This window comes from Coprococcus sp. AF38-1 (assembly GCF_003603945.1).
Taxonomy (GTDB): Bacteria; Bacillota; Clostridia; order Lachnospirales; family Lachnospiraceae; genus Coprococcus; species Coprococcus aceti.
This window is the reverse complement of record NZ_QVGO01000006.1, coordinates 14447-28042: the sequence shown is the minus strand read 5'-3', so window position 1 is coordinate 28042 and position 13596 is coordinate 14447. Positions and strand designations below refer to the sequence as shown.

Below are 13596 nucleotides of genomic sequence, written 5' to 3'. Positions count from 1 at the left end.
ATATATTTTCTCCCTTTTATCCGTTATTCTCTTTATTCTTCCTTGTCTCCAAGCAGCTCAGTCACATACTCGCCCCATTTTGTGAGTTTCTTATATCCCTTAGTAAACATGGATGGCTCCACCGTATCGTCATATCCAACTGCGATCCATCCTATATCATGCTTTTCCAGATATCTGGTAAATTTTATTCCAAATACATTTCTGGTGCCCTTCAGCTTCTCATTCTTGACCTCGACATCATCGTCTGCATATCCCCACTCTGTCACTATAAGAGGATAACTTGTCACATAGCCCGACAGGAACTTCTGCCAGAACACCTTGTCCGGGTAAACATGAACAGAGAACGCAGTATTGTCATTCTTCACGCCGAGCTCATCAAGCCATCCGAGATCATAACAGTAATCCGGACTTCCAACGATTATAAGCTGCTTTGCGCCGGCATCCCTTATAACTCCTATAAGGCTCTCCGCGCATCTCTTCCACTCTGAATCACTCATGCCAACCGGCTCATTGTATATCTCAAATATAACATTTGGAGTGTTCTTGAAATAATCCGCAATGTTCTTCCAGAATTCAGCAGAATAATCCAGCGGATTCTCGTCGAGATCCGGCATCTCATCCCCGGAACCATCTATCGGGTTACCTGTATAATCCCAATCGAGAATAACATAGTTATCGTTCTCTCCGGCCCAGGTAACTATGCGGTCAAGATATCTCCACATATAGTAATCGTCATTCTTGTACTCCACAGGGCTTATTGGCACCCTTATGGCATTACCACCCTTGGCAAATACATCCTTGTAGAAATCCTCATTAAACTTCTTCTCCTCATACAGACTGCGCGACTCTGGAACCATCACACCCTTGAGAACAACCTGTTCTCCGCCTGCATTCAGGATCCGAGTCCCCTTCGCTGTAAGCATGGTAGGATATTTGTCTGTATCACCGATAAATTCTGCACGTGTTCCCACAGGTGTCAGCAGATCCTGCTCCTTGCCCCGCAGGTACATCACGTACCATATGATTGCTGCCGCAATGATGGCGGCCACGATAACTATCAAAGTAACCTTTATCTGTTTCTTCATAAACGCTCCTCCAATTCAAGCTGTATCTTCAGCCATATACATAAAGTTTACCAAAAAAACACCATCACTTCAACATATGCATGAATAAAAGGCATCCCCCGTGAGATAAATTTCTCACTTGAGAAATGCCTTTCATCTATAGTATATCTGTGATCTACAGATTTCTGAATCTGTCGTATCTGTCCTGTGCGATCTCCTCAGGAGTCTTGTCTGAATACTTCTTGAGGAATTCCTTAATGTTCATCTTAAGGTACTTGCCTATATATGGAACTGACTGCTCATCTGCTCCGCCGTACTCAGGTACGACCTGCTCGATAACGTTCAGTCTCTTGAGATCCTGCGCTGTAATCTGCATAACTTCTGCAGCCTCCTCAGCTCTGTTGCTGTCCTTCCAGAGGATAGACGCATATCCCTCAGGTGAAAGGATTGAGTATGTCGCATTCTCAAGCATCCATACCTCATTGCCGACTGCAAGGGCAAGTGCTCCACCGCTTCCGCCTTCTCCGATAAGGATACAGAGTACAGGAACCTTGAGTGATGACATCTCATAGAGATTTCTAGCTATGGCTTCACCCATTCCTCGCTCCTCAGCCTCAAGTCCACAGAACGCACCCGGTGTATTTACAAATGTAATGATAGGTCTGCCGAACTTCTCAGCCTGCTTCATCAGACGAAGAGCCTTTCTGTAGCCATCAGGAAGAGGCATACCAAAGTTTCTCTCCATGCACTCTGCCATGGAAGCTCCCTTGACCTGTGATATAACTGTTACAGGCTGTCCATCTATATGACCGATACCACCCACAATGGCTCTGTCATCATTCATGGTTCTGTCTCCGTGGATCTCACGGAAATCATCGCATATATACTTCACATAGTCGAAACCTGAAGGTCTGCTCATCTGACGAGCACCTCTGAGCTTCTCCCACGGAGTCTTAGGCTCGTCATCCTTGAGTCTCTCCTTGAGGATCTCGCTTATGTCAAATTTCTCATCTTCAACAGCACTGTCAAAGTTAGCATAGCCCTGTCTCTGCTTATGTGTGACGATGAGATCATACATTGTGTCCTTCATCTTGTCTCTTGTGATTATGCCATCTATGATACCATGCTCAACAAGGAACTCTGATCTCTGGAAGCCCTCTGGAAGCTCCTGACCAATAGTCTGCTTGATAACTCGTGGTCCTGCAAATCCTACGAGCGCACCTGGCTCTCCAAGGATAATATCTCCAAGCATTGCAAAGCTGGCTGTAACACCACCTGTTGTAGGATCTGTAAGAATAGATACATACAGAAGTCCTGCATCAGAATGTTTCTTGAATGCAGCGGATGTCTTGGCCATCTGCATCAGAGAAATGATTCCCTCCTGCATACGTGCACCGCCTGAACAGCAGAACATGAATACCGGAAGCTTCTCCTCTGTAGCCTTCTCGACAGCTCTGGCAATCTTCTCACCCACAACATATCCCATGCTGCTCATGAGGAATCTTGCATCACATACACCAACTACAGCAGGCTCACCATTGATGGTTGCCTTTCCTATAGTAACAGCCTCCTTGAGGTTTGTCTTGGCCTGTGCAGCCGCAACCTTGTCCTCATAGCCCTCTGTTCCAAGAGGATTTGAGCTTGGCATATCCTCAAACCATGGCTCAAATGACTTTGGATCTGTGACCATTCTTATTCTGTTCTTGGTCTTAACTCTGAAGTAAGAACCGCACTCATAACAAATGTACTTTGCGTTCTTCACTCTTTCCTTCTCAACTTCTCTTCCGCACTTAGGGCACTTTACAAGCTCCACCTTTGGTGCTTCCTGAATTCCCTCAGCAGCCTTTGCCTCCTCTGCAGCCTTTGCTGCAATTATCTCGGCATCCTTTGCCTTTTTTTTGATAAATAACATGATATTTACTGCTCCTTATACTTCTGTAAGACGATACATGCATTGTGTCCGCCAAATCCAAGTGAGTTGCTGATCGCAACATCAACGTCCATCTCGCATGGCTCCTTACAATAATCCAGATCAAGCTCCTCCTCGCTCTCCACAAGGCCTCTTGTTCTGTGGATATAACCTTCCTCTATACTCTTGACACAGGCAATACACTCGATGGCTCCTGCTGCACCGAGAAGATGTCCTGTCATAGACTTTGTTGAATTGATCTTGATGTCCTTTGCGTGATCGCCAAATGCCTTCTTGATAGCACGTGTCTCAACAAGATCGTTCAGATGTGTGCTTGTACCATGAGCATTGATGTACTGAACCGCATCAAGTGGAAGTCCTGCATCCTTAACCGCATTGGTCATGGCAACTGCTGGTCCCTCACCTGACTCCTCAGGTGCTGTGATGTGGTGTGCATCACTTGAACATCCGTAACCTGAAAGCTCTGCGTAGATCTTTGCACCTCTTGCCTTTGCGTGCTCAAGCTCCTCAAGAATAACAATACCTGCACCCTCACCGAGAACGAATCCGCTTCTGTCCTTATCAAATGGAATAGAACATCTGTCTGGATCTGTTGATGATGTAAGTGCTGTAAGTGAATCAAATGTTGATATACCGATAGGTGAAACTGCTGCCTCACATCCGCCGGCTACCATGACATCAGCGTCTCCGTACTGGATAGTTCTGAATGCCTCACCGATACTGTTTGTTCCTGAAGCACATGCTGTTACAACATCTATACTCTTGCCCTTGAGACCAAACTGGATCGCAACGTTACCTGCTGCGATGTTGCTGATCATCATAGGAACTACGAATGGACTTACACGAAGTGGTCCCTTTGTAAGTATGGTTCCATATGCGTTCTCAAGCTCCTGAAGTGAACCAACACCTGAACCAATACATGTACCAACTCTGTAAGCATCTTCCTTTGTCATATCAAGTCCTGAATCTGCCATAGCCTCCTGGGTTGCCTTCACAGCAAACTGTGTGAATCTAGCCATACGTCTTGCAGACTTTGGATCAATGTAGTCCTTTGCTACAAAGTTCTTAACCTCGCCGACAAGCTTGCACTTGTATGCTGAAGCGTCAAACTGTGTAATAGGTCCGAAACCATGCTTTCCTTCCTTAAGTGAATCCCAATACTCGTCAACTGTATTGCCGACTGGAGTTATGGCTCCTATACCTGTTATTACTACTCTCTTCTTCATACTTATCTCCTTGCATTACTTATTCTGCTTTTTATACATATTTAACTACTCAATTATACTCCAACTGTCAAATGTTTGGAAGTAATTGTGTCCATGTTTTTCTATAAAATTTCGATAAACATTCGCATTTATACATATCTCTTATAGTTTTTTCTTTATCTTTCTGAATATAAACTTCTTGCTTATATAATAATTGAGGAATATCACCAGCACTGATGTGAACGTCTTTATGCCCATCGCCCACAGGTGAAGCCTGTCAACCAATATATAGATCAGTCCCTCCTCTACCACCAGTGTGAACACCCTGCTCACGTAGAATGACACCAGTTCTTTTATGAACTCCCATGCAGTCTCTGCGGCAGTGTGGAACACCGATTTTCTATTTGTTATGAATGACACAAAATTGTACAGTATCCATGCCAGGAAGTTGGCCCTGACAGGTTCTATCCCGCATTTGTACATAAATATCCAGGCGGAGCCAAGATTTACCGCTCCCACGACAATTCCCCACAGTATATATATGTATATCTCCCTGGGTATCTTCTTCAGCACTTTATCTACAAACATGTAACTCCCTTATAACATCCGCCTCTTCCGGAAACTCCCGCTCTATCCGCTCGCAGAGACGCCCGTTAAACTCAACCCTTTTCCCATAGTTAAACTTCAGAATATTCTTATATCCCCACAAATGTGTGAACACATCCTGTCTCTCTATATCCGCCGCCTCAGGAAAAAATGAAGCAATGATCTTTCCCTTTCTCGCAGCACACATCGCAAGCAGTCTCTGCTCCGCAAATACCATGTGGCACAGATTTTCCTCAGTCTCCCTACAATTCTCCATAAACTGTATGGAGCTGTCCACATAATAGTTCTTAAATTGCTCCTTAGCCATATATAGCATACAGGTATTTACCGGCGGAACATCCCAGCTCCACAGGGGATCAAAGCTGTACGAACTGTCCATATTGAAGAAGTCCCTGCCGGGATATACATCCGGATATATTCCTTCTCTGTGTATTGCACAAATATCCGTCCCCGCTATGTATTCCCCTATATTCTTCCACACTATAAGGTCCAGATCCACCATGACCGCCGGCATATGCGCCGCCTTAAGCGCATACAGCTTGCCCGCAGCCCAGAACACTCCCGGGGATATGCTGTCAGGAACCTGTATCTCTTTTATGCCGCCATTCCATATATACGACAATCCCTGTCTCTCAACATAATCAATGGCCCTTGCATCACCGTAAAGTGTGATAGGGCCATTCATTTTTCTCCACATAAGAGCAGACAGGATCATGGTCAAAAGCTCATAATCCTGCATGCTGTAAGTGTCATCTTTACTTTTCTCAAAATAAGGAGCAGTCCACAATGTATGGAATCCCTCTATATCCTTCATATATCCTCCAAGATCCGGTCATGTACTAGATCAGATCCAGTCCATATCCAAACTTAGCATTGCCACCAATCCGGCTGGCCGGTCTTCTGCTTCTGTTGATAAGCTGCCACTCCTTAGGGAACTCAACCATCAGCTCCTGGCTTGTTCTGATTGAATCCATACTGTCCTGTGGCCGCTGTGTGTCACTTTCAAGCACCATCGGCATATTTTTTATCCGCTGACTTCCAAACACTCTGTACTGGCTTCCCGCCAGGTATCTGAAGCCTCCCTGACTTCCAAACAGCAGTCTCATCTGACTGCCATTCCACCGGAACCGCTGACTTCCTATCATTCTATACTGGCTTCCCGCCAGGTATCTGAAGCCTCCCTGACTTCCAAACAGCAGTCTCATCTGACTGCCATTCCACCGGAACCTCTGACTTCCTGTCATTCCACTCTGACTTCCCATCAAAAGCTTCTGGCTTCCAGTATCCACAGTCTGTTTCGCAGCTTCGCATCCAAGCTCTTCGTATCTGTCCTCAAAAGGGATCATAACTCCACCGCCGAATTCCACACTGAAAGGCCTGCCGTCCATCATGACATATGTCCTGTAAGGATACAGTCTGCCATTCTGCGCTATCAACTTCATATATACCGGGAGTCCCTTGTCGAGCCTGTGGAATCTGTACGCCTGCGGTGTGGTTGCTTTGACGAAATATCCTCCCGCCGGCAGTGAATATCCAAGCACTGCATCAAGCTCACCATCCCATTCAATATATACTCCGAATTCTCCAGTCTGGGCATCATAATTCCTGAGGTCAAAATATGCCTTTCCCGTGACAAAAGGAAGCATCCTGGCTATTCTATTGTCAAATAGTGCCACACTCTCGCCGGCACCTCTATTTAAAGACGAATATATGAAACCCACACACAATCTCCATTCCCAAACTAGCCAAAATTCTATATCCGACTATTTGCCTTATACTATGTATGGTACTCTATTTCTCCATATAATTCAATTTAATTTGAGGGATTTAACAGTCTTATTTTCCACTAATTTCCTAATTAAAATTACTTGCCAAATGTAAGGACATAATATCTCTTATATCCCTGTTTATCATTTTTGAGAGCCACAAATACTGCAACGCCCATGGTCTTGTATGTAGTATTCAGCATATTGCTGTCATGTGCGGTCGACTTGGACCATGCTCTGAACACGAGATCTCCACCACTGAAACCACATGCAAGATTCTCTCCGTACAACTCGTACATGGAGTTGAGACACAGTGTTCCATTTGGTCTGTAATGGCTGTACTTGTTGCTTATCTCCTTTGCTCTTGTGGTAGCGGTCTCTGTCAGAGATGTTGACACCTTAAGGCTTGAAAGTCCATTTTCTGCACGATGCTGGTTGACCATCTTACTCAGTCTGTTTGCCGCGCCTATATCATAATATCCATATACTCTTGTCTTTCTGCCCTTACCAAGATCGATAGTGTAATATCTCTTGACCGAGAGATCGTACTCTCTCTTATATACAACGCCTCTTCTGTTGACATATGCTATGTAGCCATCGGCTGTCTTATACTTTCCAGCCTTTACAACTCGCTTTGCAGCGCTGTTGAAATAGTAATTGGCATTTCCGATCTTCATTATGAGCTTCTTTGCAGGCTTCCACTTTCTGCCTGTAAACTTGTATGCCTTCTGGGTGCTGTTGTTATAGCTGATTGTGGCTACGCCATTAGAACCGAAATAATATCTGCTGCTGTAGACGGTCTTCCACATATTCTTCTTCTGCACCCATGTGTTCTTCGAGTAGTCAAAGTTGTATACCTTCTTTGTCCTCTTCTGATCTGTATATCTTGAGGTAACATATCCGCCGTCACATACGTAGTAAGCGGTACTTCCATTTACCTTCTTCCATCCTGATGATGTACGTCTATTTCCATTTGCATCATAGAAATAGTATCTGTTTCCGTTGAGCTTGTCGATCACATTTGAGACTCTCTTGTATGACTTGCTGCTTGATATGTATCTGTACAATATATTCGATGCCTGATCATACAGAATGGTACATGTGCCTGATCCATCAAAATACATCAGCTTTCTGCCTGTATTCTTCCACAGGTTCTTGTTCATATCCCAGCTCTTCTTTGAATCGTTAAATGAATACTTTCTGAAAATGCCTGATGCCTTGTAGATCCTCTCCTTTACATAGTGGGATCCACCGCCTGTTACAAATACCATATTGTCATAATTTATATGATACCAACCGCCCTTTGTGACCTTGTCACCATTTGAATTGAAATAATATGTTCTGCCATCGTTGAGAATAAGCATCTGGTTCTTCACCTGGACAAGCTTGCCGCTGCTCAGTGACTTTGCCTTCTTGCTGCTATTATCGTATATCTTTTCACACAGTCCGGAATTGTTCAGATAATAGAGAACGTTATCCACTGTCTGCCACTCGTTCTTGCAGATCGTCCAGTCCTTTGAATCAGCGCTGAATCTGTATATCTTGATGGTATCGCCAGAACGTGTAAACTTCATAGCTGCCACGCCATTTTCATCTATAAGATATCTGGTGCCATCATCGGCATCTATCCAGCCTGCAGTTTTCTGCACTTCACCATTAACATAATATCTGAAGTAACCATCCTCATCCTGTATCACTCCACTCTGAACTGCATCTGATGCTGTGGCCAGAACTGCCGTGCCGTCAGCTCCCATCTCATCTGCCTGTGTCACCACATTTGTAGAAAAAATCACAATAGCCAATACAGCAATCGCCATAAGACTGCCTATAGCTTTTGCCGCCATCAGGCTCTTTTCTCTCTTTGCAATATTAGTCTTCATTGTAGACATCTTTACTGTCCTCCTTTTTATTAAACATCAGTTTCCGCAGGGAATCTGACGTTTGTGTGCATTCTGCTACGTTCGTAGTATACACGTGTTACATAATTTTTACAAGTATAACTTTTTTACAAGTTTTTTGTTACAAATGTGTTAAGTTTGCCCCATCTTGGATTATTTGTCTACATATGGTAAAATAAATCCGCAAAATTCAAAAACAGACAACGAAAAATGTCTGCCAACGGCAGTACAGAGAAAGGATACATATATTATGGGTGCTATTGTTACATTAAAAAAGGGAGAGGGACGACTTCTGAAGTCCGGCGGAGCATGGATATTTGACAATGAGGTCGACACCATAGTCGGCAGCTTTGAGAACGGCGACATCGTCATAGTAAAGGACTTCGATGGTTATCCACTCGGCAAAGGATTCATAAATACCAACTCCAAGATCTTCATCCGCATGCTCACAAGACATGTGGACACCGAGATCGACGAGGCATTCTTCGCAAAGAGACTTCAGGATGCATGGGATTACCGCAAGAAAACCGTCGACACCAGTAGCTGCCGTGTCGTATTTGGCGAGGCTGATTTTCTGCCGGGAATCGTCATTGACAAGTTTGAAAACGTGCTTGTTGTCGAATCACTGGCACTCGGCATCGACAAAGTTAAAAATTTGTTAATAAATATTTTAAAAAATATACTTAAAAATGATGGTATAATAATCGAGGGTGTTTATGAACGAAGCGATGCAAAAGTCAGAAAACACGAGGGGATGGATACCTATAAAGGGTTTATTGGTGACGAATTTAACACAAAGGTTCATATAAATGAAAATGGCGTTCGATATATTGTTGATGTGAAAGACGGTCAGAAGACCGGATTCTTTCTGGATCAGAAGTATAATCGTCTTGCTATTCAGAGAATATGTAAAGATGCAAAGGTTCTTGATTGCTTTACACACACAGGCTCCTTTGCTCTAAACGCAGGCATAGCCGGTGCTTCCAGCGTTTTGGGAGTAGACGCTTCAGAACTTGCTATTGCCCAGGCCAGAGAGAATGCAGCGCTCAACGGATTGGAGAGCACTGTCTCTTTTGAGTGCAGAGATGTATTTGATCTTCTTCCTGAACTGGAATCAAAAGGCGAACAGTTTGACGTTGTCATACTTGACCCGCCGGCATTCACAAAATCAAGAAATTCAATAAAGAACGCAGTCAAAGGCTATCGCGAGATTAATCTGCGTGCTATGAAACTCGTAAGGGATGGTGGATTCCTTGCGACTTGTTCATGTTCACATTTTATGGATTTCGAGTTATTTACCAAGACCATAAAACAGGCCGCCATGAATTCACATGTAAGACTTCGCCAGGTAGAGTTCCGCACACAGGCTCCTGATCACCCAATATTATGGGCTGCAGATGAATCTTATTATCTGAAGTTCTACATATTCCAAGTAATAAAGGAGAGATGACACAATGCAACTAATTCAGAGAAATAAGGATTCAGCATATTTGCAATACGACAAGTATGTAAATTATGACAATCCTATCGTTGCTGCAAAGGCAAAGGAACTTGCTGCAGATTGCAAGAGCAGTGATGAGATCATACAGGCATGTTACTATTTTGTCCGGGATAGGATTTCTCACACATATGACAGCAACTTTTCAGTAATAACTATCAGCGCTTCCGATGTACTGGAAGCCAGCACGGGCATCAGCTATTCAAAGGCCAATTTGCTGGCAGCACTGCTTCGTGCCAACAACTTATATACAGGATTCTGCTATATCCGTATCAAGCACAAGGGCGGACTTATGGCTATGCATGCACTTAATGCGGTATATCACCCGGATCTCAAGAAGTGGATACGTCTTGATGCCCGTGGCAATAAATACGGCGGTTTCAACGCCGATTACACACATAATGAGACTCAGATGGGACATGTGATTGATTCAGCAGCCGGAGAGTATGAGTTCAACGACCTCATCGCCGTACCGCTTCCATCAACCATGAGGGTTCTCGAACAGAGTACCAACTTCTACAAGATGTACTTTAACGATATGCCAGATTATGACGCTTAAAAAATATTACCAGCGGATGACCGCTGGTAATATTTTTCTATACTATATGAATAAGAGGGGAACCGATCCATGTCAAAGACAAAATCCAAAACCATATTAAGAATATCCTTTAACTCACCTGTGGTACTTACATTTGCACTCATTTGTCTGGGAGCTTACCTCCTGAACATCCTCACAGGCGGCAAAAGTAACTTTCTTCTATTTGAAGTATACAGAGCCCCTCTCACCGATCCTTTAACCTACATCCGCATGTTTGCCCATGTGTTTGGTCACGCAAGCTGGAGTCACCTTATCAACAACATGACGCTGCTGCTTGTGATCGGCCCACTACTTGAGGAAAAATACGGCTCAAAGGATCTGCTCATCGTAACCATCACCACCGCACTGGTGACAGGAATCGTGCATTTTATATTCTTCCCTGGTACAGCATTGCTCGGCGCCAGCGGAGTGGTATTCGCATACATTCTTCTGTCTTCTTTTGCATGTATAAAGGACGGCTCCATACCGCTCACCTTCATACTTGTTGCAGTGCTTTATATCGGCGGACAGGTGGCTGACGGAGTGTTTGTGAAGGACAATGTGTCGAATCTCACCCACATTATCGGGGGGATCATCGGAGCGTTCTTCGGGTATATCTCAAATGTCAGGAGATGATCTGACGAACGGACGGATGACATACTCTCCAGGGACAGAAATTGGGTCTCTATATATGTAATCACGCTCGACTTACCTCACTTTGCTTTGCTTATATCTGCACGCGGCTCCCGCTCGCTATAAGGGCGTTGCGAGCTCCGCCTTAGCAATAAGCAGCAAAGTTCAGGCGTCTTCGCTATCGATTACATATATAGAGACCCAATTTTTATATCCCTGGAGAGTATGTCATCCTGATCTTGTTGGATATATACTTTTCAGATCATTCTCCTGACATATTTCGCTGAAAAATATATTTTATACACCACACTATATTATAGATATCGACTCTTACCTGTTTTTCTTTTATTCAGTTCCCCAGAGTGTCATCCCACAAAAATAATCATAGATATTTAATAAAAAATATATATCAACACAGACATCTATAAACTATAAGCTACCTTTCTATCTACAGATTCAGGATTTCCTCTGGGCTTTCTACTATGTTGTCTGCGCCGACTGCTTCGAATTCTTCTCTGCTGCCGTAGCCGTAGAGGACTCCTATGGTCTGGAGGCCACAGGCTTTGCCACCTTCTATGTCGTAGCGTCTGTCGCCTATCATCACAACCTGGTTTGATTTTATCATATCTTCTGTCAGTCCGTGATCTTTCTTGAGGCTTTCAAGGACCTGGGATATGATGTGCTTCTTGTCTGATCCTGTTCCGTCGGGATTACTTCCAACTACAACGTCAAAATATTTTCCCACACCGAACTTCTCAAGGATACGGAGTGTCGGCTCTGTCGGCTTGCTGGTTGCAACTGAGAGTATGCAGCCCTTCTCCTTAAGGGCACGCAGAGTGTCTGCCACTCCGTCGTACACCTCAGCCTCGAAGAGACCTACCACGTTGTATCTCTCTCTGTACTTCGCAACCATCTCTTTCGCTTTTGCGTCGTCCATGCCGAATTCCCTCACGAAAGAATCATAAAGTGATGGTCCTATAAAGCTTCTGAATACACTGTATTCAGGATATGGAATTCCAGCCCAGTCAAGAGCGTATTTTATACAGTTGAATATTCCTTTCTCAGACTTGGTGATGGTTCCATCAAGATCAAATAATAAATATTTGTACATATACCGTCTTCCTCCTTGCGAAAATAATGGGTCAGGCACGCCAAAAAAGCGCTTACCGAAATGCCCCGCAAATTCTATGAATCTGTGGGGCATTTGTAGTATTTATATATTGAAACTACCCATGAATATTACATGATATCAACATCTGCTGAGTAATCCACACCGTCGATCTTGAAACCGAACATGTTGTAGAAATCCTCCCAGTATCCATCGATGTCTGCTATATCCTTGACATTGTCATTGTTGACTGTATCCCAGTGCTCAGCAACAACTTCCTGAACATCATCTCTCATCTCCCAGTCGTCCATACGGATGAATCCGTTGTCGTCCACCTGGCTGTCATCCAGGATCTTATCCATGAACAGTCTCTGCATCTGCTCTATGCATCCCTCGTGGAGTCCCTTCTCTTTCATAACTTTGTAGAGAAGTGTGATATACAGAGGTACGATAGGGATAGCTGCACTTGACTGTGTGACAAGAGCCTTGTTGATGGCTATCTTCGCCTTTATGTTAGGGAACTTTTCATTTATAATGTCTGCTGACTTGTACAGATCCTTCTTTGCCTGTCCGATCGATCCCTCAGCGTAGATAGGGAATGTGATCTTTGGTCCTATGTATGAGTACGCAACTGTGATCACGTTATCTGCCAGAACTCCGGCATCTGAGAGTGCCTGCATCCAGTCGATCCAGTCCTCACCGCCCATCACCTTGATGGTGGCATTGATCTCGTCATCATTTGCCGCTGTTATATGTGCATCTGTGATGGTGTTGTCCTTGAGTACAAGTGTCTTGTTGGTGTACTCCTCACCAACCGTCTTGAGTACAGATGTGTACTTTGTTCCATCTGGAGTTGTTCTTCTAGGGGCAGCCAGGCTGTATACAATCATGTCTATCTTGCCCATGTCTGCCTTGATGGTCTCGATGACCTGCTCCTTGATCTCGACTGAGAACGCGTCGCCATTGATGGACTTTGCATAGAGTCCGGCCTTGTGAGCCTCCTCCTCAAATGCTCTGTTGTTGTAGAAGCCAGCGGTTGCTGTACGGCGTCCATTTGACTCCTTCTCAAACATAACGCCGAGGGTATCTGCGCCATAGCCAAATGCAACTGCGATACGTGATGCAAGTCCGTATCCTGTTGACGCTCCGATCACCAGAACCTTCTTAGGTGCGTTATCGCTCTTAACTGCTCCCTTTGACTTGACATACTCGATCTGATTCTTTACATTCTGTGCGCATCCCACCGGGTGAGCTGTTGTACAAATAAAATCTTTAACTCTTGGTTCAACTACCATTTTAAATTCTCCTTAT

The 13596-nt window shown here is 44.3% G+C and carries 12 protein-coding genes; 3 read left to right on the top strand and 9 right to left on the bottom strand.

Annotated features, from left to right (window positions below; all coding sequences use genetic code 11):
• Positions 1 to 32 precede the first annotated feature (32 nt).
• The 7 genes from DW025_RS09740 to DW025_RS09710 form a co-directional block, all read right to left on the bottom strand.
• The gene (locus DW025_RS09740) at positions 33 to 1085 is read right to left on the bottom strand and encodes a glycoside hydrolase family 5 protein (protein ID WP_119999724.1); all 1053 of its coding nucleotides are present in this window, start codon (positions 1083 to 1085) and stop codon (positions 33 to 35) included.
• A gap of 154 nt (positions 1086 to 1239) precedes the next feature.
• Positions 1240 to 2976: an acetyl-CoA carboxylase carboxyl transferase subunit gene (locus DW025_RS09735; RefSeq protein WP_015534523.1), complete on the bottom strand. Its 1737-nt coding sequence runs from the start codon at positions 2974 to 2976 to the stop codon at positions 1240 to 1242.
• A 5-nt stretch (positions 2977 to 2981) separates the two neighbouring features.
• Complete coding sequence (gene fabF, locus DW025_RS09730) at positions 2982 to 4220, bottom strand: beta-ketoacyl-ACP synthase II (RefSeq protein ID WP_117550046.1); 1239 nt, start codon at positions 4218 to 4220, stop codon at positions 2982 to 2984.
• 141 nt (positions 4221 to 4361) lie between these two features.
• Complete coding sequence (locus DW025_RS09725; protein WP_119999723.1) at positions 4362 to 4787, bottom strand: GtrA family protein; 426 nt, start codon at positions 4785 to 4787, stop codon at positions 4362 to 4364.
• A complete protein-coding gene (locus DW025_RS09720; RefSeq protein ID WP_119999721.1) occupies positions 4774 to 5619 on the bottom strand; it encodes a DUF6734 family protein in 846 nt (281 codons plus the stop codon). Before DW025_RS09720 ends, DW025_RS09725 begins: the two co-directional genes overlap by 14 nt.
• A 25-nt stretch (positions 5620 to 5644) precedes the next feature.
• Entirely contained in the window at positions 5645 to 6526 is an 882-nt protein-coding gene (locus DW025_RS09715; protein ID WP_119999719.1) for a hypothetical protein, read from the bottom strand.
• A 143-nt stretch (positions 6527 to 6669) separates the two neighbouring features.
• On the bottom strand, positions 6670 to 8460 hold the full coding sequence (locus DW025_RS09710; RefSeq protein ID WP_119999717.1) for a CAP domain-containing protein: 1791 nt from the start codon (positions 8458 to 8460) through the stop codon (positions 6670 to 6672).
• Between the two features lie 259 nt (positions 8461 to 8719).
• On the opposite strand from DW025_RS09710, the gene DW025_RS09705 reads away from it, so the two are divergent.
• From DW025_RS09705 to DW025_RS09695, 3 genes are all read left to right on the top strand, one after another.
• The gene (locus DW025_RS09705; protein WP_117550036.1) at positions 8720 to 9919 is read left to right on the top strand and encodes a class I SAM-dependent rRNA methyltransferase; all 1200 of its coding nucleotides are present in this window, start codon (positions 8720 to 8722) and stop codon (positions 9917 to 9919) included.
• 4 nt (positions 9920 to 9923) lie between these two features.
• Positions 9924 to 10526, top strand: coding sequence for a transglutaminase-like domain-containing protein (locus tag DW025_RS09700; protein WP_015534517.1), 603 nt, complete (start codon positions 9924 to 9926; stop codon positions 10524 to 10526).
• A 69-nt stretch (positions 10527 to 10595) separates the two neighbouring features.
• Positions 10596 to 11180: a rhomboid family intramembrane serine protease gene (locus DW025_RS09695; protein ID WP_015534516.1), complete on the top strand. Its 585-nt coding sequence runs from the start codon at positions 10596 to 10598 to the stop codon at positions 11178 to 11180.
• Between the two features lie 445 nt (positions 11181 to 11625).
• On the opposite strand, the gene DW025_RS09690 is transcribed toward DW025_RS09695, so the two are convergent.
• Both DW025_RS09690 and fabV read right to left on the bottom strand, forming a co-directional pair.
• Positions 11626 to 12288: an HAD hydrolase-like protein gene (locus tag DW025_RS09690; protein WP_117874377.1), complete on the bottom strand. Its 663-nt coding sequence runs from the start codon at positions 12286 to 12288 to the stop codon at positions 11626 to 11628.
• Positions 12289 to 12416: 128 nt separating this feature from the next.
• The gene (gene fabV, locus DW025_RS09685) at positions 12417 to 13580 is read right to left on the bottom strand and encodes an enoyl-ACP reductase FabV (RefSeq protein WP_117874376.1); all 1164 of its coding nucleotides are present in this window, start codon (positions 13578 to 13580) and stop codon (positions 12417 to 12419) included.
• Positions 13581 to 13596 lie beyond the last annotated feature (16 nt).